The sequence below is a fragment of the Luteibacter sp. UNCMF366Tsu5.1 genome (genome assembly GCF_900119235.1).
GTDB classification, from domain to species: domain Bacteria; phylum Pseudomonadota; class Gammaproteobacteria; order Xanthomonadales; family Rhodanobacteraceae; genus Luteibacter; species Luteibacter flocculans.
The window spans coordinates 387,875-412,584 of sequence record NZ_FPIS01000003.1 but is presented as its reverse complement, the minus strand read 5'-3'; the positions used below and the strand labels follow the sequence as shown (position 1 = coordinate 412,584).

General features: G+C 65.9%; 21 protein-coding genes. 10 read left to right on the top strand and 11 right to left on the bottom strand.

From position 1 onward, the window contains the following. Positions 1–12: 12 nt before the first annotated feature. From BT115_RS15565 to BT115_RS15545, 5 genes are all read right to left on the bottom strand, one after another. Positions 13–552 (bottom strand): DUF2894 domain-containing protein, encoded by a 540-nt coding sequence (locus BT115_RS15565; protein WP_083527517.1) that lies wholly within the window; start codon positions 550–552, stop codon positions 13–15. Beyond that, positions 542–1,192: an OmpA family protein gene (locus BT115_RS15560; protein WP_072323526.1), complete on the bottom strand. Its 651-nt coding sequence runs from the start codon at positions 1,190–1,192 to the stop codon at positions 542–544. The genes BT115_RS15565 and BT115_RS15560 overlap by 11 nt, the downstream gene beginning before the upstream one ends. Continuing rightward, positions 1,189–3,291, bottom strand: coding sequence for a hypothetical protein (locus tag BT115_RS15555; RefSeq protein ID WP_072323525.1), 2,103 nt, complete (start codon positions 3,289–3,291; stop codon positions 1,189–1,191). Before BT115_RS15555 ends, BT115_RS15560 begins: the two co-directional genes overlap by 4 nt. 10 nt (positions 3,292–3,301) lie before the next feature. After that, positions 3,302–3,988: a DUF3348 domain-containing protein gene (locus tag BT115_RS15550; protein WP_072323524.1), complete on the bottom strand. Its 687-nt coding sequence runs from the start codon at positions 3,986–3,988 to the stop codon at positions 3,302–3,304. Between the two features lie 153 nt (positions 3,989–4,141). Further along, a complete protein-coding gene (locus BT115_RS15545; protein ID WP_072323523.1) occupies positions 4,142–4,807 on the bottom strand; it encodes an O-methyltransferase in 666 nt (221 codons plus the stop codon). A gap of 93 nt (positions 4,808–4,900) precedes the next feature. Between BT115_RS15545 and BT115_RS15540 the strand changes: the two genes are divergently transcribed. Beyond that, a complete protein-coding gene (locus BT115_RS15540; RefSeq protein WP_072323522.1) occupies positions 4,901–5,563 on the top strand; it encodes a TetR family transcriptional regulator in 663 nt (220 codons plus the stop codon). Positions 5,564–5,704: 141 nt separating this feature from the next. On the opposite strand, the gene BT115_RS15535 is transcribed toward BT115_RS15540, so the two are convergent. From BT115_RS15535 to mgrA, 3 genes are all read right to left on the bottom strand, one after another. Continuing rightward, entirely contained in the window at positions 5,705–6,640 is a 936-nt protein-coding gene (locus BT115_RS15535) for a hypothetical protein (RefSeq protein WP_072323521.1), read from the bottom strand. A gap of 23 nt (positions 6,641–6,663) precedes the next feature. Then, positions 6,664–7,110, bottom strand: coding sequence for a hypothetical protein (locus BT115_RS15530; protein ID WP_143144591.1), 447 nt, complete (start codon positions 7,108–7,110; stop codon positions 6,664–6,666). Between the two features lie 191 nt (positions 7,111–7,301). Beyond that, positions 7,302–8,333, bottom strand: a complete 1,032-nt coding sequence (gene mgrA / locus BT115_RS15520; RefSeq protein WP_072323518.1) for an L-glyceraldehyde 3-phosphate reductase — start codon at positions 8,331–8,333, stop codon at positions 7,302–7,304. 88 nt (positions 8,334–8,421) lie between these two features. On the opposite strand from mgrA, the gene BT115_RS15515 reads away from it, so the two are divergent. From BT115_RS15515 to BT115_RS15495, 5 genes are all read left to right on the top strand, one after another. Continuing rightward, positions 8,422–9,447, top strand: coding sequence for a FecCD family ABC transporter permease (locus tag BT115_RS15515; protein ID WP_218184771.1), 1,026 nt, complete (start codon positions 8,422–8,424; stop codon positions 9,445–9,447). Then, positions 9,444–10,226 carry an ABC transporter ATP-binding protein gene (locus BT115_RS15510; RefSeq protein ID WP_072323517.1) on the top strand — a complete coding sequence of 261 codons (783 nt, stop codon included), beginning with the start codon at positions 9,444–9,446 and terminating at the stop codon, positions 10,224–10,226. Before BT115_RS15515 ends, BT115_RS15510 begins: the two co-directional genes overlap by 4 nt. Before the next feature lie 16 nt (positions 10,227–10,242). After that, positions 10,243–11,112, top strand: coding sequence for a cobalamin-binding protein (locus tag BT115_RS15505; RefSeq protein ID WP_072323516.1), 870 nt, complete (start codon positions 10,243–10,245; stop codon positions 11,110–11,112). 88 nt (positions 11,113–11,200) lie between these two features. Then, positions 11,201–13,462 carry a response regulator gene (locus BT115_RS15500; RefSeq protein WP_072323515.1) on the top strand — a complete coding sequence of 754 codons (2,262 nt, stop codon included), beginning with the start codon at positions 11,201–11,203 and terminating at the stop codon, positions 13,460–13,462. 163 nt (positions 13,463–13,625) lie between these two features. Beyond that, entirely contained in the window at positions 13,626–15,239 is a 1,614-nt protein-coding gene (locus tag BT115_RS15495) for an ABC-F family ATP-binding cassette domain-containing protein (protein ID WP_072323514.1), read from the top strand. A 66-nt stretch (positions 15,240–15,305) separates the two neighbouring features. Here BT115_RS15495 and BT115_RS15490 read toward each other — a convergent pair whose 3' ends face one another. Both BT115_RS15490 and BT115_RS15485 read right to left on the bottom strand, forming a co-directional pair. Beyond that, the gene (locus BT115_RS15490; RefSeq protein WP_143144590.1) at positions 15,306–15,791 is read right to left on the bottom strand and encodes a hypothetical protein; all 486 of its coding nucleotides are present in this window, start codon (positions 15,789–15,791) and stop codon (positions 15,306–15,308) included. A 239-nt stretch (positions 15,792–16,030) separates the two neighbouring features. Then, a complete protein-coding gene (locus BT115_RS15485; RefSeq protein WP_072323512.1) occupies positions 16,031–17,944 on the bottom strand; it encodes an LTA synthase family protein in 1,914 nt (637 codons plus the stop codon). Between the two features lie 129 nt (positions 17,945–18,073). On the opposite strand from BT115_RS15485, the gene BT115_RS15480 reads away from it, so the two are divergent. Beyond that, positions 18,074–18,718, top strand: coding sequence for a YrbL family protein (locus BT115_RS15480; protein WP_072323511.1), 645 nt, complete (start codon positions 18,074–18,076; stop codon positions 18,716–18,718). Between the two features lie 15 nt (positions 18,719–18,733). Here the strand turns inward: BT115_RS15480 and BT115_RS15475 are convergent, their stop codons facing one another. Then, positions 18,734–20,425, bottom strand: coding sequence for an ArnT family glycosyltransferase (locus BT115_RS15475; RefSeq protein WP_072323510.1), 1,692 nt, complete (start codon positions 20,423–20,425; stop codon positions 18,734–18,736). A gap of 223 nt (positions 20,426–20,648) precedes the next feature. Here BT115_RS15475 and BT115_RS15470 point away from each other — a divergent pair, with 223 nt between their 5' ends. Genes BT115_RS15470 through BT115_RS15460 form a run of 3 tightly spaced genes read left to right on the top strand, consistent with a single transcriptional unit; the run spans position 20,649 to position 24,709 of the window. Next, entirely contained in the window at positions 20,649–21,191 is a 543-nt protein-coding gene (locus BT115_RS15470) for an RNA polymerase sigma factor (protein WP_072323509.1), read from the top strand. Then, on the top strand, positions 21,188–22,210 hold the full coding sequence (locus tag BT115_RS15465; protein ID WP_072323508.1) for a FecR family protein: 1,023 nt from the start codon (positions 21,188–21,190) through the stop codon (positions 22,208–22,210). The genes BT115_RS15470 and BT115_RS15465 overlap by 4 nt, the downstream gene beginning before the upstream one ends. Before the next feature lie 33 nt (positions 22,211–22,243). After that, complete coding sequence (locus BT115_RS15460; RefSeq protein ID WP_072323507.1) at positions 22,244–24,709, top strand: TonB-dependent siderophore receptor; 2,466 nt, start codon at positions 22,244–22,246, stop codon at positions 24,707–24,709. Position 24,710: the final 1 nt, after the last annotated feature.

Here is a 24,710-nt window from a genome sequence, read left to right as displayed (position 1 = left end):
CCTCGCGCGATGTCATCCGCGTGTTCGCGGCTTGCTCTTCCGGCGCTTGCCGATGCTGGCGGTCGTGGGAGCGCCGGTGTCGATGGATGCTGCCTTACGGTCTGCCAGGCCATCCAACCACGACAGGTCATCGAGATAGGAAAGGAAATGGCGCAGGTAGCCGGGCGACGTGTCGCGCATCAGCGCAATCGAGCGGTGAACGAGCGCACTGGAATTAAGCGGCCCCGCGTTCTCCGCGGTGTGTTCGAGCGAATGACGCCATTGGCTCTCGGCGCGCAACTGCGACCATCGCGCCTGGAATTCATCGAGTGCGGGCAACATGGGATATGCCGTATTGCCTGGCAACACGGCAAGTAGATCGCCAAGCGCACTGCGCGGCGATTGACCCGTTTCCGCTGCAACGTCCACACGCGCATCTGCGACGTGCAATTGCTTGAGCGCACGCAAGCGCTCGTCGAGCACGCGCCGCACTTCACCGTCATGCATCGCGGCGCGCCGTTCCAGCGCCTCGATGAGATGCAGGTGCAGCAGGGGTGCGGCCTTACGATCCATGCGGCGGTTTGGTCGACTTGGGCGGTCGCGGAATCGGCGCAATCTCCACGCGACGATTCATCGCGCGACCTTCCTCGCTCGCGTTGGAACCGACGGGTTGCTCCGCACCGAAAGCGGCTGCAAAAACCGACGACGCCGGCACGCCTTCCGCTACCAGCGCGCGCGTCACCGTCAGGGCGCGCTCGGCCGATAGTTCCCAGTTATCCGTGAAATGACGATTGCCGTCATGCACTTGGCGGTCGTCGGTGAAGCCGCTGACCATCAGGATCTCGTCGCGCGACTTCAGGTACTCGGACAGCGGGCCAGCGATGCTTTTCAGGACCTCTTGTCCTTCCGGCTGCAGCTGATCGGAGTTGAGCGCAAAAAGCACACTGCCGCGTATGCCGATGCGGCCATCCACCAACGTCACCCGCCCCGCAGCAAGCGGCGCCGCGAGTGCCTGTTCCAGCGTGGTACGACGCTTCTGTTCGGCCTGACGTTGGCGCACTTCTTCGTCGAGCCGGTGCGATAGCTGCAACTGCACGCCGATCACGCCCACGAGAATGAGCACGAAAGCGCCGAGCAGCACCGACATCAGATCGCCGAACGCCGCCCAGATCGGTACGCCGGCTTCGCCTTCGATTTCCAGCTCGTCGCTCATGCCGACGTCGCTCCGCCAGCCAGGCGCTGCATGTCTTCGATGATCTGCTTCTGCGACAACACGCTGAGATCGACCACTTCGCGCGCCTGTGCCACGTAATACGCCAACTGCTCGTCACTGCGAACGAGCGAGGCGTCGAGCGCACCCGCGATGCGGTCGAGGCGCTCCATCAAGGCCTCGTTGGACTGCCCGAACGCCGTCACCGCCGTGCCGAAGGCCTCACCGAGACTCGCCACTTCCACCGCGCTGCCGGTGAGCTGGGCCGCGACGGCTTCGAGCTTGCCCGTCTCCGCTTCCACGTGGTCGGTGAAACGATTGCCCACGCGGTCGAGAAGATCCGCGGACGTCGCCACGAGCGCATCCACTGCCGTGCGCTGTTCGGTCGATGCGTGATTGACCGCATCCAGCAGCGTCTCCAGCGTGGCGAGCAGGCGGCTGCGCTCTTCGAGCATCGCCGTATCACGAAGCATGCTGTCCGACAATTTCTCGCGCAGTTCGGCCACCACTTCCGCGGCAATACGCGGCGCTTCCGTAGCCGCCTCTACTAGCCGCGAGACCTCGGTGATGGTGTGGCTGGCCTGCGCCTGCGTGCGCTCCGACAGCTCGCGCGTGGTGCTTGCCAGCGCATCGCCGAGTTCGTTCTGACGCTGCGCGAACTGGTCGCTCGTCTGCGTCCAGCGCGCGCTCAAGGCGTCGGCCATCGAAGAAAGCGCCTCGGTCCATGCCGCGAGACGTTCGCGATCGTGCGACTCCAGCGTCGCCTGGACGTCGTTCTGCGACTGCCGCACGGCGTCCAGCATCGACGTCGTACCGTTCTGCAACACAAGCCCCGCATCGGCGAGCGCGTCCTTCCACTGGCTGGCTGCCGCCGCCGAAGCGGTCTGGAACGCGCCGGCCAGCCCATCGACTTGCCGCTGCACGGCCTGCGTCATGCTTTCGTGCAGCGATGTCGTCTCGCGAGCGAGCGACGCCATCGTCGCTTCCACCGTCGTCGATGCCGCCTGGAATGCACCTGAAAGACCATCCATCTGCCGCTGAGCAGCTTGCGTCACACTATCGTGCAGCGCTGCGGTCTCACGCGAGAGCGACGCCATCGTCGTTTCCACCGTCGACGACGCCGCCTGGAATGCACCCGAAAGACCATCGATCTGCCGCTGAACGGCGTGCGTCACACTGTCATGCAACGCCGCCGTCTCGCGCGAGAGCGCGGCCATCGTCGCTTCCACGATCGGCTGCGTGGCGTTGGCCGAGGCGGTCACGCCTTCGGCAATGCTTTGCTTCAACGAGCGCTCCACCGACGACGCCAACTGCTGGTAAAGCGCTTCGGTGCGGGCATGGAATGCTTCCTGGCTGGCGAGCTGCCGCTCGGCAGCGGCGATGCTTTGCCGCTCGATCGCCGCCATGGTCGCTTCCAGTCGTTCGACCAGCGTAGGCATCACCGCGGACTGCTGCTGCAACAACCGGAAGGCTTCTTCCCGCTGATGCGCCTGCGAATAGGAGCGCAGCAAGGTCGCGATCGCCACGTCCAGGCGCTGCACCGCCAGCAGGCGTTCGCGCCGGCACAGTGCCGACAGCAGACCGAGCATGGCCGAGGTCGCTACACCGGCAATAGAGGTGCCGAAGGCAAAGCCGAGGCCCTTCACCGGCTCGGCCAACGATCCGCGGATGGCCTGCAGATCCGTCGCGCTTTCCAGCGCCATGCCGGTACCGCGCAAGGTCGCCATCATGCCGAGCAGCGTACCGAGCATGCCGAGCAGCACGAGCAAGCCGACGAGATACGGCGTCAGCGCCGGCGTGGGTAGCGCCGCGCGCGCACCCTCGATGCGCAGCCGCACGGCGTTGCGCAGGCTCGGATGAAGGTTTGCCAGCCATATACCGAGATCGGAGGGTGCGCTGTCGAGCCCGGCAACGGCCCTGCCCAGGCTCGCGGTTGCCTGACGGTAGCGATGCAGTTCCACCGCGCCGACGAGGTAGCACGCACCGATCGCAGCGGCGACGGCAGCACCCAGCGGATTGGAAGCGAGATAGCCCGCGCCGACCCAGCCGACGACGGCCAGGCCTACGAGGAACACGATGAAATAGAGCGACTGTCTGAACATGATGTCTCGATTAGCGGGTGCGAAGCGCGGCAAGCAGCGCCTCCACCGGTTGAAGGCGAACGTCCAGCTCGGCGAGCAGCACGTGGCGCATGTCCTGGCGAAAACGGTCCAGCCACGCGCCCGGTGCGTTCTCGCCATCGGCGTCGGCACCGCGACGCAGGTGGTCGAAATGGTCGGCCATCACCGCCGGGACATGGCCCAGCAAGCGGTGTTCCCGTGGGCTCAGCGCCATTTCCATCACGGCATCCACCTCGGCCAGCCGCGCCATCTCGGGGGAACACTGCGCCAGCATGTCGCGCAGCCGGCCGCGCAACTGGCCGGTGTGCGCCTGAATCGAACGCTGGATGGCGAGGTGGCGCTGGCGGAAAGGCGCGTAATCCGGCGTGGAGGCGGTCATCGTTGCCGGACCCGGTGTGGCGAGTTCACGGGCTCCCTCGATCGACCGGACCAGGCTGGCGCGGACCTGCGCGCACTCCGCTTCCACGTCGGCGTCGAAGGCGGGGGCCTCCGCATCGGGTACCTGGGTCTGCCCATCGAGCGCCGTGGACAGGGCAATGGCGTGCGTCCAATCGAGCCAGCGACTCAGACGATCCGGCAGGGAGGCGCCCGGCGCGTCGGTCTCGACGGCCGTGAGTCGGGCCAACAGGCGAATGAACGTCGGGCCGCGCAGGGCCGCCCGTGGGACTGAATGCACGATTCTACTGGCGAAAAAACGCCCATTTTACACGCGGATGACGGCAAACCGTCGCCCCGGTCGACGGGTGGCCGGATCACGCCGGCCACCCTCGGCTGCGCCCTGCCCGAACGCGCCCTTCGCGGGGACGCCGGCCGGAGGCGCGATGCCGCGCCATCACGCTATCCGCATCGACACTTCGATGTCTTCCCCGAACGATACGGACAGGTAGCCGTTGGCGGGATCGCGTACCCGAGCGAGGTAGTCCGGGCTGTAGTCGGCGTTGTCGGCAATGACGAATGCGCCCGGACGCAGGGCGTGCTCCACGAGATCGAGGATGTCGGCATACAGCGCCTTGGCTCCGTCGAGCAGGAGCAGGTCGATGCGTTCCGGCATGTCGATCGCCAGGGTCTGCAAGGCATCGCCTTCGCGAATTTCCACGAGGTCGGCGAGGCCGGCCGCCATGAGATTGGCCGTCGCGCGGACCACCTTGGACGGTTCGAACTCGCTGGTGATGAGGTGGCCACCGCCGTTGTCGCGCAGGGCGGCGGCAAGATGCACCGTCGAAATGCCGAACGAGGTACCGAACTCGACGATGGTTTTCGCTCCGCAGCCTCGTGCCAGCATGTAGAGCAGGCGGCCGCCTTCTCGGGAAACCGGAAGCGGGAAATCCTTGAGGCGTTCGTAGAACGCGCGATAGGTGGTCTTGCTGCGCATAAGGCGGTCGACGTCATTCCGATCCATCGCGGCAAACTCGGCCGTCATCTCGGGCGACGCCATGTCCGCTTCGACAAAGAGGCGGTCAAGCAGGGGAGCCACAGGCGTGGCAGTCAACGTAGTCATAAGTATTCCAGCGAAGTGAGAGGCATGGTTTTGCGCGCCGGATTAGAATGCGACTGATTCGTCACTTTTCCTATTCGCATTGGCGGCCAGCCCATGACCGAACGCTCGAAACCCCGTATTCACTCGCGAAAACAGCCAAAACAGGCACGCTCGAACGAACTGGTGGCGGCGGTGCTGGAGGCCGCTGCTCAGGTTTTGGCGAAGGAAGGCGCGCACCGGTTCACCACCGCGCGGGTCGCGGAGAAGGCCGGCGTCAGCGTGGGCTCGCTCTACCAGTATTTCCCGAACAAGGCGGCGATCCTGTTTCGCCTGCAAAGCGACGAGTGGAAGCAGACGTCGGACTTGCTGCGCGGCATTCTTGAAGACACGAGCAAGCCGCCTTTCGAACGCGTGCGCATCCTCGTCCATGCATTCATTCGTTCCGAGTGCGAGGAAGCCGCCATGCGCGTGGCGCTCGACGACGCCGCTCCGTTCTATCGCGATGCGCCCGAGGCACAGGAAATCAAGGCGGCAGGCCGACGCACGGCCGAGCGCTTCGTGCAGGAAGCGGTGCCGAAAGCGCCGAAGGCCACGCGAGCGCTCGCGGCTGAACTCATGACCACGACACTCAGCGCGGTCGGCAAGCAGTTCTCGGAAAGCCCGCGGTCGGCAGCGCAAATTCACGCCTATTCAGAAGCCATGGCCGACATGTTCTGCGCTTATCTGGACGGCCTCGCGACGACCCCGACATCCAAGCGAGTGAGCGTCTCGAGGTGATCGCCTTCGTCGAAGACGGCCCGGCGACGTCGATCGCCAGCAAGGGGAAGCAGGAAAAGGAAGGCCGTTTCGCATGGTGTCGTACCGGAAGAAGTAAGTACGCCGTACACGCGAAGCGGCCGTTCCCGGCCATCGAGGTCGCTAGCGCTTCGACGTAGTTGGATTTGCCCCGCTATCCGGTACAGCGCCCATGAGTTTGATCAAGCTCAGCCGGTTCCCATGCGACTCGTCCGCGGCCAATTGCTTGATCGGGATGTTCAGCCACGTGACCTCGCCGTTCGCGGCGGAGGTGACCGCCAGGACAGCATCCCCCGTTCCTTTCAGCTTGGCATAGCCGGGCAGCGGCGGCGGACGGACGTCGTGTTGACGGAGCATGGTTTCGGCCGACGCCAGTAAGCCTTGCGCGGTCCCCCAACCCGACCAAGCCCTCTCCGCATCGCTCATGCCGGAGGCGATCTCGGCGTCGGCCAGACCGGTCATGATGCGATGCCATGGCACACCGTGCTGGTCCGACTGCGACGATGCAAGGTCGAAAGCGTGGCTCCTGAAATTGACGTCCCGCTCGTTCATCTCCAGATAGGCTACTTGCCGCTCGACGGAAGTGAACGTTCCGGAGCCATCGAACGCGATACGCGACAGAGACAACCGATCCAGGGCAGCAAAGGGATTCCTCGCCGATACGTCGTCATGGATCTTTTCACCGCCGTAATACGACACCGAAAGACAATTGCTGGCCTGCTTGGCCAGCGTTATCCGGTCGGCCACGCCGTCCTTGGGCACTTCCTCGAACACCTTAGCGCTCCTTCCCTCCGTCAGAACCGCTTGGTGCACGCCTTCTATGAACCCGGAGAACGTTGATGCCGTACTTGCATCATCGGTGTGACCAAGCTTCATCAACGAAACGATAGCCGTCCCGATCTGCGATACCGAAAGGCCGCCACCCATCGGATCCCCGCTTGTTATGCGCTCCCGTTCCGCGGTGAGCCTGTCGTAGAGCGGCCCCCATGTAACCTTTTCCGGAGACCCGACCTGCAGCGGACGACTTCGCATCAGATGATCCGCGCGCGTCGATTCCATCCTTGTGGCATCCATGGCGTGCCTCACTGCGAGATCATCATCTTGACGTCATAGCGGTAAGGCGCCGACCACTTCGGCACCACGTACACGAAGCAAAATGGGTCGAGTACGTTGCCGTATCCCCTTCCTGTGCTCGTATAGAGCGGCCCTATCGAATTCATCGTGTGGCCGACTTCGAATCGGCATCCGCCCTGCGTCTGGCCGCTGGCGTAATCGGCACTGATACGGCTGCTGTACCGGCCCGCATAAATCGTAAACGTACGTACTCCCCATGCAGGAATCGACTGGGGGAAACCGAAAGACGAAGCAACGTTGGTCACCGGCTTCGCCGTGTTGTTCGTGATGGTTACCTTTACGTCCATCGACGCGACGGACACCGCGAATGCCGACAGTGCGGTCGCGACAAAAGCTCTGCTCCAGCGCCTGCTCGCGCCAGATCTGACGCACGGCCTCTTGGTGACAAAGATCATGATGCTTCTCCTTCCCTGGCGAACGCACCGCAACAGATGCGACGGCATTGTGCGTTCGCGGCTGAGTGATGTGCCGTAGGAAAGGTTTCGGCCCGGCATGGACGGGCTGTTGGAAGCGGGCGCTGATATCGCTGCCGGGGATGAGCCCTATCCTCGGCAGCCTTGTAAAACGATCGATGTAACGCCGACGCTTACAACTGCGCCGACGACTTCCAGAGGTCGACGCCGCCGTCGTTCGCGTAGCGATCGATCTCGGCCAGCTCTTCGCTGGTGAAGGCGAGGCCGGCGAGGGCGCCGAGCGAATCGTCGAGCTGCTCCACGGTGCGTGCGCCGATCAGTGCCGAGGTCACGCGCGGATCGCGCAGGACCCAGGCGATCGCCATCTGCGCCAGCGACTGGCCGCGACGCTCGGCGATGGCGTTCAGTGCGCGGATGCGCTCCAGGTTGGCCTCGCTCAGTTGTTCCTTGCTGAGCGAGCCGGCGCGCGTGGCGCGCGTGTCGCTCGGGATGCCCTTCAGGTACTTCGACGTGAGCAGGCCCTGCGCCAACGGCGAGAAGGCGATGCAGCCGGTACCGAGTTGTTCCAACGTGTCGAGCAAACCGTCCTCGATCCAGCGGTTGAACATGGAGTAATTGGGCTGGTGGATGAACAGCGGCACGCGTTCCTCGGCGAGGATGGCGGCGGCCTTGCGCGTCAGTTCCGGCGAATAGCTGGAGATACCGACGTACAACGCCTTGCCCTGACGATGCAGATGCGCCAGCGCGCCCATCGTCTCTTCGAGTGGTGTGGTCGGGTCCACGCGATGCGAATAGAAAATGTCGACGTAGTCGAGACCCATGCGCTTGAGCGACTGGTCGAGGCTCGCAATGAGGTATTTGCGGCTGCCGCCGATGCCGCCATAGGGACCCGGCCACATATCCCAGCCGGCCTTGGTCGAGATGATGAGCTCGTCGCGGTAAGGCGCGAGGTCGCTTGCCATCACGCGGCCGAAGTTCTCCTCGGCAGACCCGTACGGCGGACCGTAGTTGTTCGCGAGATCGAAGTGCGTCACGCCGCGATCGAACGCGCGGCGCAGGATCGCGCGGCCGGTCTCGAACACGTCGGCACCGCCGAAGTTCTGCCACAGGCCCAGCGAGATAGCGGGCAGGTCGATGCCGCTGCGGCCACAGCGGCGATAAGGCATGAGGTTGTCGTAACGGTTGGGCGCAGCTTGGTAAGGCATGCAGGGCTCCGGGGGGACGGTGGGGGCGCAGAAGGCCAGGCGAAGCCTCGGATGGTACAATGCGCGACCGCCATCGCTTGGCTTCTAGATGCGTGAATCCACGCTGCCACGCATGACCACGTTCGCGTCGGCCCTTCGCCTGTGGCTGGTCATGTTGTTCATCGCTGCGATCGTCGTACTCGGCTCCCTGCTGCTGGGCGGTGCCGATTCCAGCGTTGCCGCCTCCTGGCAGGCATTGCGCTCCGCCGACCCCACGCCCATGCACACCATTGTCTGGGAGCTGCGCCTGCCGCGTTCGATCGCCGCATTCGGCGTGGGCGGCCTGCTCGCGATCTCCGGATGCCTGATGCAGATCCTGGTGCGCAATCCGCTGGCCGATCCGTACACGCTGGGGTTGTCGGGTGGTGCGGCGGTCGGCGCGCTGGGCGCCATGCTTGCGGGAGCCGGCGCGCTTGCCACCGCGGCCGGTGCCGCCTCCGGTGCGCTGCTCGCCTGTATCGCCGTGTTCGTGCTGGCGCATCGCGATCTCCTGGCGCGCGCACGTGCGGCGCAGCGCGAAGATTCCACCGACCTCATCCTGATCGGCGTCATGCTGGCAGCCGGCCTCGGCGCCATCGTCAGCATGATGCTGGTGCTCGCGCCCGACCGTAACCTGCGCGGCATGTTGTTCTGGATGATGGGTGACCTGAGCGGCGTGGCGCACGGCGCTTGGCCGGTTATCACCCTGCTCGTCTGCGTCGTCCTGGCCGCACCGCTGGGGCGGCAACTCAACCTGCTGATGCGCGGCGAGGAATCGGCCAGCGCGCTCGGCGTGCGCCCGAATGTGGTCAAGTCGGCGATCTTCGCCCTGGCCTCGGTCGCCACCGCGGTGGCGGTGACCACCGCCGGCACGGTCGGCTTCGTCGGGCTGGTGGTGCCGCATGCCTTGCGCCGCGTGGTCGGCAACGACCAGCGCGTGCTGCTGCCGGCTTGCGCGATCGGCGGCGGCATCGTGGTGACCATCGCGGACACGATCTCGCGCATCGTGGTCGACCCGATCCAGCTACCCGTGGGTGCGGTGATGGCGATCATTGGCGTTCCCGCCTTCATGGTCCTGCTGGTGCGGCGCCGATGAGCCTGGAACTCGCCGCCGAATCGCTCGCCTTGTCGATGCGTGGCCGGCGCCTCGTCGATGCGTTGGACATGCGCGTAGCGCCGGGTGACGTCTGGTGCGTGCTCGGCCCCAACGGCGCCGGCAAATCCACGCTGTTGCGCACGCTTGCCGGGTTACGGCCTGCCGATGGTGGCCGCGTGACGCTGGGGGATCGCGACATCGCGTCGTACCGACCGATCGAGCTGGCACGGCGGCGCGGCTTTCTTCCGCAGACGATCGTGGACGCCTTCAGCCTCAGCGTGCTGGATGCGGTGATGTCCGCACGTCACCCGAGCCTGCCGTTCTGGGCGTGGGGCGAGGACCAGCCGGCACCCGCGCAGCGCGCGCTGCGCACGTTCGAACTGGAAACGCTGGCCGAGCGCGATGTCACGACGCTCTCCGGCGGCGAACGCCAGCGCGTGAACATCGCCACGTTGTTCACACAGGATGTGGAGGTGATGCTGCTCGACGAACCGCTGGCCTCGCTCGACCTGCATCACCAGATGAAGGCGCTGCACGAACTGATGCGCGCGGCGTCGCAGGAAGGTAAATCCGTGGTCTATACGGTCCACGACATCAACCTCGCCTTCCAGCACGCCACGCATGCGGTATTGCTCGATGGCAGAGGCGGCGCGCTGGCAGGCCCGAAGGATGCCGTCATTACCAGCGATCACCTGAGCGCTGCCTTCCACCACCCCATCCACGGCGTGACGCTCGGCGGCGAACTGTTCTTCCGCGCCGAGCGCCTGGCCGAACCCTGAGGGCCCCGCCATCGCCATGATCCGTTTTCTCGCGTGTCTCGCCTTCGTCGTTGCCGGGACCGCCGCCGCAGCGTCGGTGACGGTGGTCGACGATGCCGGCCGCACGGTAACGCTCGCCGCACCGGCGCGGCGCATCGTCAGCCTCGCGCCGAACATCACCGATACCTTGTTCGCCGCGGGTGCCGGCGCCTATGTCGTGGGCACCTCGCGGTTCACCGAATACCCGCCGGAAGCGCGCAAGGTGCCCGTGGTCGGCGATGCGACGACGCTCGATCTCGAACGGATCGTGGGCTTGAAGCCCGACATCATCGTCATCTGGAAGAGCGGTACGCCCGCGGCCCAGGTGGACAAACTCAAGCAGCTCGGCATCCCCGTGTTCTACGCAGAAACGGTACGCCTGGCCGATATTGCGCCCGCCGTGCGCCGCTTCGGCACGCTGGCGGGCACCTCGGCGGCGGCGGACCAGGCGGCGCGCACGTTCGATACCGCACTCGGTCGCCTGCGCGATGCCTATGCGGGCAAGCGCCGTCTCAAGGTCTTCTACCAGGTATGGGACCGCCCGCTCATGACGGTCGGCCATGCGCAGATCACCGACGACGCGCTGAGCCTCTGCGGCGGCGACAACGTGTTCGCCGATCTGGCGCAGGCGGCACCGACCGTCACCCGGGAGGCCGTGCTGGCGCGCAACCCCGACGCCATTCTCGGCGGCGGCGACGGCGGCTCGCTGGACGGCTGGCGCCACATCGCGTTTCTCGCCGCGGCACGGCACGGCAATGTGCTGGCTGTGGACGCCCCGACCCTGGCTCTGCCCTCGCCCTCGATCCTGCCCGGTGTCCAGACGCTGTGCCGCGTACTCGACGATGCCCGGGGCCGGGCCGGTCCCTGAACGATACCGTCGGGTCTTGCGGTCGCCATCACGTTCGCCCTGGCTACACTTCGCGCATCCTGCAAGTGATGTCCTGGACCGGAGCACGATGACCGCCAACTCCCCTGCCCCGCCCGGCGACCCGACCGATCTGCCCTGGCTCAAGGGCGGTGGCGAAATGGGTGCGCTCATCCGCGCCTTCGACTGGGCGTCGACCGACGTGGGTCCGCTGGAGCAATGGCCCGCGGCGCTACGGACGGTGACCAGTCTCCTGTTGCTCTCGCCCGTGCCCATCGTGCTGCTGTGGGGCGAGAAAGGCTTCATGATCTACAACGACGCCTATTCGGTGTTCGCGGGCAGCCGCCATCCGGGCATCCTGGGCTCCGAAGTTCGCAAGGGTTGGGCGGAAGTCGCCGACTTCAACGACAACGTCATGCGCGTCGGCCTGGCCGGCGGCACCCTGGCCTACAAGGATCAGCGCCTCACCCTGGAGCGCCACGGCAAGCCCGAGCCGGTATGGATGGATCTCGATTATTCACCCGTGCTGGACGATAGCGGCAAGCCCGGTGGCGTGATTGCCATCGTCGTCGAGACCACGGAGCGCGTGCTGGCCGAGGAGCGCGTGCGCGAGAACGAAGCCCGCCTGCGCTTTCTCGATACGTTGCGCGAGGAAACGTCACGGCACGCGGACGCCGACACGATCCTCAAGGTGACCACGCGCATGCTCGGCGAACACCTCGGGGTGTCTATCTGCGCCTATGCCGACATGGACGCCGACGAGGACGGCTTTACCATCCGTGGCGACTGGGCGGATGAAGACTCGCAGAGCATCGTCGGCCGCTACAGCCTCAACGACTTCGGGCAGCTGGCCGTGCGCAACCTGCATGCCGGCGAGCCGCTGGTGGTCAACGACAGTCGCGCCGAACTTTCCCCCGACGAAGCAAAGGCCTTTCTCGACATTGGCGTCGGCGCCACCGTGTGCATGCCGCTGCGGGAGGAAGGAAAGCTCACCGCGCTGATGGCGATTCACGCCAGGGAGCCGCGTCAATGGCAGGAGCGCGAACTGGCACTGCTGCGCGAAGTGTCGGAGCGATCCTGGGCGCACATGCGCCGTGTCCGTGCCGAAGCCGACGTGCGCGAGAGCGAGCGGCGGTTCATGGAGGAACTCGAAGCGAAGGTCGTCGAACGCACGGCGGCACTGGAGCGCAGCGAGGAGGCGATCCGCCAGGCAGAGCAGAAGCTGATGCAGGTCCAGAAGATGGAAGCGCTGGGCAACCTTACCGGCGGCGTCGCGCACGATTTCAACAATCTGCTCATGGCCATCCATGGCAGCCTTGAACTGTTGCGCGAACGCATGCCGGCCGAGCCGGTGCTCCTGCGCTTGCTCGACAATGCACAGGCCGGCGCGGAGCGCGGTGCGACGCTGACGCGGCGCATGCTGGCCTTCGCCCGCCGACAGGAACTGAAGACCGAACGTGTCGATCTCCGCCTGCTGGTGGAAGGCATGAAGGATCTCATGCAACGTTCGCTCGGCGGCACCATCGTCATCGAAACCCGCTTCGCTACCGGTTTGCCTGCCGTGGAGGCGGATGCGAACCAGCTCGAGACCGCCCTGCTCAACCTTGCAGTAAACGCACGCGACGCAATGGACGGCGTCGGCACCCTCACCATCGCTACCGATGAGGTCCGCGTGCAGGACGCCGATGGACCGGTGCGCCCCGGTCACTACGTCAGGCTCATGCTGTCGGACACGGGTTCGGGCATGGACGAGACCACCCTCAAACGCGCCGCGGAGCCCTTCTTCACCACCAAGGGCGTCGGCAAGGGCACCGGCCTTGGGCTGTCGATGGTGCTCGGCCTCGCCGAACAGCTCGGCGGCGCACTGCTGCTGCGCAGCCGGAAGGACATAGGCACCACCGCCGAGATCTGGCTACCCGCCGCAGCGCCGGAGGCGATGGAGGCACCGGCGCACGTCGTGGAGGCAGAGGAACAGGTCTTCGAACGCCGCTCGTCGTCGCGTACGTTGCGCATCCTTTCGGTGGACGATGACGATCTCGTTCGCGCCACGACGATCGAAATGCTAGAAGACCTGGGCTACACCGTGATCGCCGCGCGTTCGGGACGGGAAGCCTTGTCGGTGCTGGAAGGCGCAAGCGTGGATCTCGTCATTACCGATCACGCCATGCCTCAGATGACCGGCATGCAACTCGCGGCGCAATTGCGTGAACGCTATCCCGACCTGCCCGTGATCCTCGCCACCGGTTACGTCGATCTTCCGCCGGGTCCGCACATCGAGCTCCCGCGTCTGGCGAAGCCCTATTCGCAGGCCGCGTTGGCGGAAGCCGTGGCCCGCGTGGTGCGCCCCGACTGAACGACGGGGCGCACCACGCCCACAACCGGTCGCCGTCGCGATACCATCGCCGCTCCATCCTTCGCCGGGAACCTCGTCCGATGCGCCAGTAATGCCGTTGCCCCTCGGGGCAAGCTCGATCTTCCCCTCCTTGGGGAAGCGCTTGGCATGAATGGAACATCCCATGACGAAGACCTTTCTGACGCTCGACGGCGTCAGCTGCATCCTGCCGGACGGCCGCCCTCTCTTCGCTGACCTCCACGAGACGTTCGACGAGCGCGCTACCGGACTCGTAGGGCGTAACGGCACCGGCAAAAGTGTGCTTGCACAGATCCTGGCCGGGCAGCGTGAACCCTCCCTCGGCCGCTGCGTCCGTAAGGGGCGCATCCACTACCTTGCGCAGCGCGTGACCGAAGACGCCGACGAATCCGTCGCGGCCCTGGCCGGAGTGAGCCATGTGCTCGCCGCGTTGGATCGCATCGCATCGGGCAATAGCGATCCAAACGACTTCGATACCGTGGGCGATCGCTGGGACATGCACGATCGCTTGCGCGATGCCCTCAATTCGGTAGCACTCGAACACGTCGACATCCATGCAAGGCTGAGCGCATTGAGTGGTGGCGAGGCCATGCGTGTCGCATTGCTCGGCGCGCGCCTCAACGACGCGGATTACCTGATCCTCGACGAGCCCAGCAATCATCTCGACGGCGTGTCGCGCGCCACGCTTAGGCACTGGTTACGGACGTGGCACGGTGGGCTGCTCGTCGTGAGTCACGACCGCGAACTGCTGGGCGACATGCAGCGCATCGTCGAGCTGTCACCCTCTGGACTGCGCAGCTACGGTGGCAACTTCGCCTTCTATGCCGAGACGCGCCGTAACGAACGGGACGCCGCGCAGCGCACGCTGGATGCGAGCCGGGTCGAGCGCAGGCGCGGCGAAAGAGCGCTGCGTGAGCAGATGGAACGGCAGGCGAAGCGACAGGCACGGGGCCGACACGAGGCCAGCGACGCCAACCAGGCGCCCATCCTGCTCGGTGGGCAGAAAAACCGCAGCGAATCGAGTGCCGGACGGTTGCGTCAACGGCAGGACGCTTCACGCGAAGCGCTCTCGGCCAAGGTTTCACAAGCGGCGCTCGGCGTGGAGCACAACGTAGCGCCCGCATTGCTCGTGCCATCCGCCGAGCGCGTGACGCGAAAAAAAGTGGCGACTTTGGAACACGTTGTGCTGCCGTTCGTGCGCGGCGCCACGCGCGAGATCGACCTCGTCCTCGCTGGCGGTCAGCGACTAGGCGTCACCGGGCCGAACGGCAGCGGCAAGTCGGTGCTGATGCAGGTGCTGGCGGGGCGGCTGGCACCGCTGTCCGGCGAAGTCCATGTATCCGTGCGTTCCGCGTGGCTCGATCAGAGACTGTCGACACTCGACCCCATGCTGCCGCTGATCGATCAGATGCGCGACGTCGCAACATCAGCGAGCGAGGACAGCTTGCGCCTGCGCCTCGCACTGATCGGCCTGGAAGCCGACAAGATATGGGTGCCCACGGGCTTGCTGAGTGGCGGAGAGCGATTGAAGGGCGCCCTGTTGCACGCGCTGATCGCCGAACCGCCGGCCCCCTTGTTGCTGCTCGATGAGCCCGGGAACCATCTCGACATCGCGTCGCTCGATGCGCTCGAGACCATGCTGCAGCACTATGAAGGCACGCTGGTCGTGGTCTCGCACGACGAGGTATTCCTCGACCGCCTCGACCTCACCGATCGGCTGTCGCCGACGGCCGAAGGCTGGCGAATGCAACCGTGGTGACGCCGCCAGCCTTTCGCGCGCATCTTCCGCACGGGAAAGCCCGTGCGGAAGATATCGTCGGTAGGACTAGCGACCTGCGTGACCGGCGATTCTCGCCGGCGGGGCGGCCACCAGATAACGCGAACGGGGTGACTCGGGCACGGGAAACAAGGTCATTCGCGTGAAATAGACTTCGATGGATCTGCCCGCGAATTGGCGCACGTCGTCTTCGTTGAAGCCGTGGACCAGGAACCCCGAGTCGATGGCTCCGCGCGTCACGATCAACCGCGCACTCAGGACGAGTTCGCCCGGCTGTAGCGGATACGTCGGGAGGAAGATGCGGACGAGTTCGTTTTCCAGGAACCCTTCGACGTCCATGCTGACGGTGAGGCCATTGAGCAGTTCCTCGTACGGAATGAAGCCGTCGACGGCACCGGTAATGATCGGCGCCTTCAATTCGACGTGTCGCCCCTGCCCCAATCCTTCCTGCCTTCCTTCCGCCCAGCCGTCTTTCCAACCTTGCCGCCAACCTTCTTTCCAGCTTGCGTTGCTGTCATCCGCTTGATGAGACATTCCGTGTTCTCCTGGCTACGTGTCGATTCGTGCGGTCGTCGATGCACCGCAATCCCTTGTAGCCACGCACCCAACCGCCAGTCAATGCGGATAAAAAACGGAAATCCTAGAGCAAACAAGCGGTGCGGCCACGCTTGCCGGAGTCGCGTAGCGATGATGTCCGACCGAGGGGTCGTCGAGCACGTCGATGGAAGTGGGTCTCGCCGCGTCGCTAGCGAGACCCCCACGAAGCCGTCGTTTCAGTCCTTCGGCGACTTGTCCGCTGCCTGGGGCAGCCGGTAGCGCTGTTTGCCGTACGCCCAACTCGGCCACAGCGCGTGCGCCAGCGCCACCTTTTCCAACTGCGGATCGACCGGCTGCGAATCGAGCTTCTCGCCTTCTACCGCGTAGTGATACTGCGCGGCAGGCTGGTTGGGACGCAGCACGATGAGTGTGTCGTCCTTCAGATAACCGTAGTTGTCGCCGTACTGCATGATCGCGCGGTCGGGATAGCGTTGCGTAAGATCGGCACCGAGCATCGGATGCTCGCTGCTGATGCCGATCAGCGAGAGCAGCGTGGGCGCGAGGTCGACCTGGCTGACGATGTGGTCGTCCTTCTTCACCGGCACGCCAGCCCCGAGAATCAGCGCCGGGATATGGAAGTGACGCACGGGCACGAGACTCGCACCGAACACGCGCGCGTCGTGATCGGCCACGATGAGGAACACCGTGTGGTTCCAGTACGGCGACTGCTTCGCCCTTTCGAAGAAGCGCCCGATGGACCAGTCGGCATAGCGCACGGCGTTGGCATTGCTGGCCGGATCGCCTTCCGGCTGGATGCGGCCCGCCGGGTATTCCCACGGTGTGTGATTCGAAACGGAGAACGCCACGGTGAGGGTCGGCTTGTCGCCGTCGTCGAGCAGCCGCTGGTGCAGTTCGTTGAACATGTCTTCGTCCGACGCGCCCCACGAACCGACGAATGCCGGCTTGGTCTTGAACGTGGCGCGATCGACGACTTCGTTGAAGCCGTTGCCGAAGAAGAACGAGCGCATGTTGTCGAAATGCGCCTCGCCGCCGTAGAGGAAGCGGGTGTGATAACCGAACATATCGAGCAGCGCGCCCAGGGTGAAGAAATCGCGCTGGCTGCGCGGCAGTTTCAGCACCGCTTCGGCCGGCGTCGGCAAGAAGCCGGTCGTGACGGCTTCGAGGCCGCGCGCGCTGCGCGTGCCGGTGGCGTAGGTGCGCGTCAGCCACCAGCCTTCGTTCGACAGCTTGTCGAGTTCCGGCGTGTAACCCGCCCCGCCGAGGCTGCCGACGAACTGCGCGCCGAGGCTTTCTTCCAGAATGATCACGAGGTTAAGCGGCTTGTCGCCCTGCCGCGTCGCCTGCTGGCGATGGAGGCTCGGGTATTGCGGATCCAGCGGCGCGCCGTCGAATCCGGCGGACGCTCGGACGATCGACTGCATCTCGTCTTCCGGCATCTTGCCGTACACGGCCGACGCCGAACGCTCGTTGCCGAGTGCGATGGCCGCATTGAGTACGTTGTAGAGCGAGTTCAACGGCAGCGAGTTGACCATCGCGTCGTTGGTGAACGCGACCTGCGACGCATTCAAGGGACGATGCTGCAAGGTGCCGCGACCGGCAAGGAACAGCGCGACGAAGGCCAGCACCGTCGCCACCGGGCGCATCCAGCCGCGCATCGGTCGCGCGTCGGGGCGCCGTGTCGGCAACAGGCGGAAGCCCAGCCACCCGAGCAAGGCGACTGCAACCAGGCCGGCACCGACGGAGAGCTTGTAGCCGTGCCAGAGCATGGCCAACACTTCGTTCGGGCTCGTGAGGTATTCGAACCAGAGACGATTGGGTCGGGTGTCGTACTCGATGATGAACTGCGGCGTCGACACTTCCAGCAGGACGAACGCCAGCCACCAGAAGCGCAACCACCAGGCCGCGATGCGCGTGGGCCATGCGCGGTGCCCCAGCCAGGGCGAGAGCAAGGCCGGCCAAGCCACGACCATCGCCACCAGCGAAAGATCGATGCGCCAGCCGCCGAGAAGGATGGGCCAGAGGCCGCCGGCATCGTGGACACGGGTCCACTGCCAGAGCGAGAGACCGACGCGCGACAGCGTCAGGAACACGAGGGTGGCGACAATGAAGCGCCAGGTAAGCTTGCGCACGATGCGGGTCCGGCTGGGGCGCGGCGGCCGCCACGCGTGGAAGGCGTCATGTTACAGCCCTAAGACTTTACACTGGTCGCCCTTTAGGCAACTTGCGGCAACCTTTCGGGTGCCGCACGAGGAACCACGATGTTCAGACTGGCCGAGGCCACGCCGATCGCCACCGGGCACGTCCGCGAGGTGTATCAGCACCCGGAGGACGAAAACCTGCTGATCAAGGTGATAGCCAGCGCATCCATCGAAGAACGCTGGAACAAGGCGCCCTGGTACCGCCGCATGGCGCGCAGCGGACCGTACAAGGACTTCGTGCGCGAGTTTCGTGAATACGTCACCGGCATCTACGTGGGCGGCTACGCCACCTCACCGATCGCGCGCGTGGTAGGCCTCGAGATGACCGACATCGGCCTGGGGCAGATCGTGGAGAAGGTGCGCACGCCGGATGGCCGGCTGGCGCCGACGCTGCACGACTGGGTCAAGGCGGAAGGTTTTACGGCGCACACCCAGGCGGAGCTGGACGCGTTCTACGCACGGCTCCTCTCGCACAACACCATCGCGGCCGACCTGCACGCGTGGAACGTCGTCTACGGCGAGGACTCGCGTGGCGGGCCGCGCCTGATCATGATCGACGGCTTCGGCGAGAAGAACATCATTCCCCATTGCTCCATGAGCCGTTCGCACAATGCGTCGCGCACGAAGAAGAAATACGAGCGCATGCTGCGCCGAACGAAGGCCGATGCGCCTGCCGGGAGTCAGGCGTCGCGCCAGGGTTCCTGACGCGACGCCTCGAGCCTACCGCGGTGTGGCGGAAGGCACGCAGTCCGGTTTCGAAGCGTCAGCCGGCAGCAGTGCGAAGCGCGTGCGATTGGCGATGCCCAGCGGCACGACGTTGTCCTTGACGATGCAGTCGTCGAAGGCTTCCTCGTTGACGAGCAGCCAGCGATGGGCGGGATCGTCGTGCTGCCAGGCGCGGGCTGCGCGCAGCTGCAAGGCGGAATCGCGCGCAAAGCCGAATTCCGCCACGGGGCGGCGTGCCTGGTAGAGCAGCTCTTCGCGCCACGCCACGAGACCCAGTTGCCCCGACGGACCGACCGCGGCATCCGCCTCCTGCATCAGTTGCCGCGTGGACTGGTTCGCATCCAGTAACGGATAGGTACCCAGGGGCCAGATGATCCACGCGAGCGCCATACCGCCGAGCAGCGCGGCGACACCACGGCGCGGCCGGAACACCAGCGCCGACAGCAGGAACCCCGCACCCACGGCGATCACACACCACCACAGGGCCTCCCCGTGGCCGGGCAGCTCGTAGCCTTGGGCAATGCGCTGCGCCGCTGCAGGCGCCTTGGTCAGGGCCCAGGTGCCGGCGCCCGCGAAAACCGCGGCACAGGCCACACCGATCCAGAAGCTGGCACGCGGCAGCCAGCGTGTCTTGAGCAAGTCCACCACGTACGGCGCCATCGCCAGGGCCAGCATGGGCAGCGCGGGCAGGATGTAGATCTCGCGCTTGCCGCGCGGAATGGAGAAGAACACGAGCACCAGCACGAACCAGATCAGCGGCATCCATACCCGCGGATCGCGCAGGCGCAACGCTTCGCGCCAGCGCGGCACCAGGAAGGGGATCAGCAGCCAGGTGGGAATCCACTGGCGCAGGATCACCAGCAGGAAGAACCATGGTTTTTCCTCGTGCTGCCACGAGTTCGCGTAGCGCTCGGCGGTCTGGCGGAACAGGATGTCATGCACATAGGCCAGGTATTCCGGCGTCCGCAGCCCGTAGGCGGCGCTCAGCATCGGCACCAGCCACAGCGCGATGGCGATCAGGAAAGCCAGCGCACCGCCGGCCCAGCGCCAGCCGTCGCCCCGCGTGACCGTCACGCCCGGCCACTGGCGTACCCGCAGCAGCACGTAGGGCAGCAGCATCAGCAGGGCGATCACGCCCACGCCCTTGGTAATGACGCCGAGGCCGGCCGCGAAACAGCCCAACCAGTACATGCGCCAGTTTGGCCCACGCAGGCAATGCAGCAGGATGCCGGTGTTGGCCAGGGTGATCCAGAACAGGTTCAGCGGGTCGATCTGCGCGTGCTTGACCACGTCCACGAACTGCATGGTCGCCAGCACGAGGGTGGCGGCCACCATGCCCGTGCGCGCATTCCAGAGGCGACGACCGAGATGCCAGACGAGCGCCAGCGTGCCCAGGCCGGACAGCAGCGAGGTCAGCAGGAACGCGCCGCGCCAGCCACCGGTCAGCCACATCCAGAAGGCTTCGGTCCACATCAGCACCGGCGGCTTGTCCGAATACAGCTCCATGCCCCGGTGAGGGAACAGCCATTGGCCGGATTCGAGCATCTGGCGCGCGACCAGGGCGAAGCGCGGTTCGTCGGGCGGCCAGGGGTCGCGCAGGCCGATACCCGCCGCAAGCACGGCCAGGGCGATGAGCATGAACCAGCCGAATTCGCGGCGCAGGGAACGGTCGTCGGGAGCTAGCATGAGGACGTCGAGGCCAGGGATGCGGGCGATCGTAGCGGAAGGGTCGTCCCTCTGCCCTACCGTGGCCTTAGGAAATCGTCGGCGGCCATTTCAATTTTCCGTCGCTGAGACGTCTAAGGGGTTCGCCGGTGCGGAAATCGGCGTTCGTCCCTGCCCGTACGGGCGTCGATTTCCCACCGTGCGACCATCAGCTACAGACACCATGAACGCGGTCAGGCAACCCATGGATCCCACCGAAGCAGGCGCTTCGCCCGACGGCACCCGTGCCGCACAGGTGGTCGCCCTCTTCCGCGAGCACAACGCGGCGCTCGTCGCCTTCCTGCGAGCGCGGCTCAATTCGCATGCCGATGCGCAGGAGGTGGCGCAGGAGGTTTATCTCAAGCTGCTCTCGCTGAAAGAGAGCACGGTGATCGACTCGCCCCGCGCCTTCCTGTTTCGGGCCGCGTCCAATCTGGCCGTAGATCGCCTGCGCATGCGCAACGTGCGTGCCGCGGCGCCACCCGATCCGGACGACGATGCATGGCACGCGACCTCGATGCCGGAGCAACACGCCTCGGCGCTCGAACAATGGCGGGATCTGCACCTTGCGCTTGACGAACTGCCCCCCAAGACCAGCCGCGCTTTCGTCATGCACGTGATCGACGGCCGCGACTTCAGCGCCATTGCGGCTGAGATGAACCTCAGCGAGCGCATGGTGCGCTACCACGTCGGCAATGCCCTGGCGCATTGCCGTGACCGCCGCGATCGCGCGGAGAGCCCTGAATGACCACGACGTTGCCTTTCGACCGGCAGATCGAACACACCGCCGCCGACTGGTGGGTCCGCCTTCGCGATCCCGCCCTGCCGGAACACGCCCTGCTGGAATGGAGCGACTGGCTGGAAGCCGACGTCCGCCACGCCGAAGCCTTCGAGCGCGCGTCCGCGCTGGCCGAGGCCGCAGCGTCCATGGATGCCGCGAGCCGGCGCGCCTTCGTCGCTCGCTTCGCTCCCGCCGGCCCGGCGCGTAGTGCCCGGCCGCGGCGCACATGGTTTGCGTGGAGTGCCGCCGCGGCGGTGACCCTCATGGCGCTTGGCGCGGGCCTGTTCCTGACGCTGCGGCCTAGCACCACGGAAGCACCGCGCCAGTACGCCAGTCAACGTGCCGCACACCGCGACATCGAACTGCCCGACGGCTCCAGCATCGAACTCGGTGGGGCCACGTCGGTGGTGGCGCGCTACGGCCGCGACGAGCGCGCCGTGGACCTCGAAGCGGGCGAGGCGTTCTTCCGCGTGGCGCACGCCGAGCGGCCGTTCGTCGTCAATGCCGGGCCGCTGCGTATCCGCGACCTGGGCACCGCGTTCAACGTGCGGCGCACGGGCGATCGCGTGATCGTGGCCGTGACGGAAGGCCGCGTGCGCGTGTCGCCCCTCGCTGCACAGGGGGATGCCGGCACGATAGAGTTGGGTGCCGGTCGCGAAGTCTCGTTCGATCCCGAGACGCAGGCCATGCACATCCTCGACATCGATCCAGCGACCGCTACGGCGTGGCGCGGCCATCGCCTCGAATTCGTCAATGAGCCGCTGTCCTCGGTGATCGACAACGTGAACCGCTACAGCGCACGGCCGATCCGCCTGGCCGACCCCGGCCTCGGCAAACTGACGTTTACGGGCACGGTGGAGGTCGATACCATCGACAGCTGGGTATCCGCGTTGCCGCGGGTATTTCCGCTTCGCGTCCACGCCTATCCCGACCGGCTGGAACTCGCACGCCAGACGACGATGGCGCGGGGAGCCCGGCCACACTGAAAGAACGACTTGGGGCCGCAGGTCTTGCCGTACATGTTTCGCGGGCGCCGGCGCGTACTCACCGGCGCACTCGCGCTGGTGCTCGCTCTCGGCAGCGCTGAAGCAGCGGAGCCCGAAAGCCCTGACGGCGGCACGTCGCTACCCATCCCGTTTTCGATCGCTCCCCAGCCGTTGGCCACTGCGCTGCTGGCCTGGGGCAAGCAGACCAACGTGCAGGTACTCACGGCGTCCGGCGCCATCGCGAACTGGCGCTCGGGTGGCGCCAGCGGCCTGCTGACGCCGAACGCGGCGCTCGACGAACTCCTGCAGGGCACCGACCTGGAGCGGGAGTCCTACGACACCCGAACCGTGGTCGTTCGCCAGCGGCAGAAGCCCGGCAACGCTACCCCCGCCCCCGCAGACCCTGCCGAAGCCTTCGATCCCACCACCATCGTCCCGCTCGCTACGGTAGACGTGCAGGGCCTCGTATCGGAAACCGCGTTCAAGGCCGACACCACACGCACCGTGACGCGCGGCGAGGCACACCTCAGCGATGTCCCGCAGTCGGTCACCGTGCTCACGCGTGAGGTGATCGAGTCGCAGCAGGCGGTGGATATCGGTGACGTCGCTCGCTATGTCGCGGGCGTGCAATACGTGGACGGCTACGGCGGCTCGCCGTTGTTCCTGATCCGCGGCTTCGACGCCGGACACGGCATGACGGACGGCATGCCCAACGGCATCGCGCGCACGGAAGACCTGCCGCCGCTGATCGGCATCGAACGTGTCGAAGTGCTGCGCGGGCCGGAAGCGATCCTCGGCGACGCGTCGCAGAACAACAATTTTGGCGGATCGATCAATGTGGTGATGAAGCGTCCGCAGGCGGACACCGTGCGTACGCTCACCTATTCGCTGGGCGAGTACGACGGCGCACGACTCGGCGTGGATCTTGCCGGTACCGCGTCGAAAGATGGCGCCGTGACCTATCGCATGGTGGCCGCCGGGCAACGTGGCGAGAAGACCCCGCAAGGCGACGGCGGCGGTCGCGGTGCCTATCTCGCTCCATCGTTGGCGTGGCAAGGCGATCGGACTCACGTGATGGGCGGCCTGGAGTACGTGGACAACCGCGTGCCGGGACCGGAGCACAGCGTGCTGCTTGGTCCCGGCGTATCTACCGCCTTGCGCCCGGGCACGTCGCTGGGCGGCGGATCGGACATTTCCACGTTCCGCACGACACGCGCGGTGTTCGAGCTGGACCACGATTTCGTCAACGACTGGACCTTCCATAGTCAGGGCCAGTACGTGCGCCAGCGCAGTGACGGACGCAGCCAGTCCTTCATCGCGGGTGCTTTTCCGGGCGCGCTGGATGCCGTGGCCCGCACCTTCCGCTACTCGGGCAACTACTGGACCTGGCAGAACGATCTCAGCACCAGCTTTCACCATGGCAACGTCACGCATGCCGTGTTGGTGGGTCTGGACCTTGCGCGCACCCATGCGGGCGACGGCGGCAGTGGCAGCATCGTGGAGGCCAGTTCCCAGACCGCCGACCTCGATCGCGACGCCGTCATCGTCACGCGGCCGTTGGCCTTCGGTCTGCGCAGGGGTGACGACAGTGAACCCAAGGTGTCCCTGCTGGCAGTACCCGCGAGCACCACGGTGCAGAACCTGGGTGGCTCGTGGCAGACCAACGCCGGTCTGTATCTGCAGGACCAGATCGCCATCGGCGACCGTTGGAACGTGTTGGCCGCAGTGCGCCGAACGCGTTACCAGCTGGACACGCGCTGGGAAGACGGCTCGCCGCGACGCGTGCGCGAAGCGCGCTGGATTCCGAAGCTTGGCGTGGTCTACAAGGTGTCGCCGGAGATCTCGCTCTACGCGGACTCGTCGACTGGCTTCCAACCCGATCCCCTGCTGGGCAAGGATGGCCAGCCGTTGCCCGTCGCGACCTCGCGGCAGATCGAAGTGGGCGGCAAGTTCGATCTGTTCGACCAGCGCGCACGGCTCACGGCAGCGCTCTATCGCATCCGCGTCGATCACAGCGTCGATCTGGTGTCGCCCGAGCCACCCTTCTTTGCCACGCCGGGCCCGGGGCAGACCAATCGCGGCCTCGAGGTGGAGTTCGCCGGGCAGGTGGCACCGGGGCTGGATGTACTGGCGAGCCTGACCGAAGCGCGCACCCACAACAATGACGATACCCGCGCCACCGGTTCGCCGAAGCATCAGGCAGCCGTCTGGGCGAGCTACCGATTCGGCGACGGCTCGATGAAACCGTGGGGTGTCGCCGCGGGCGTGCTGGCGCGCAGCCGCAGCCTCGGCCGCACGAGTGCGGACGGCGTCTACTTCGGCATTCCCGGCCAGGCCAGCGTGGAAACGAACGTCTCCCGCTACGGCAACAACTGGCGAGTGACGCTCGGGGTCAAGAACCTGTTTGCGCGCACGCTGTACGCCGTCAACTTCGACGAGACCTTCGTACCGATTCGCCAGGGCCGCGTGGTGCTGCTTACGGGTACCTACAACTTCTGAT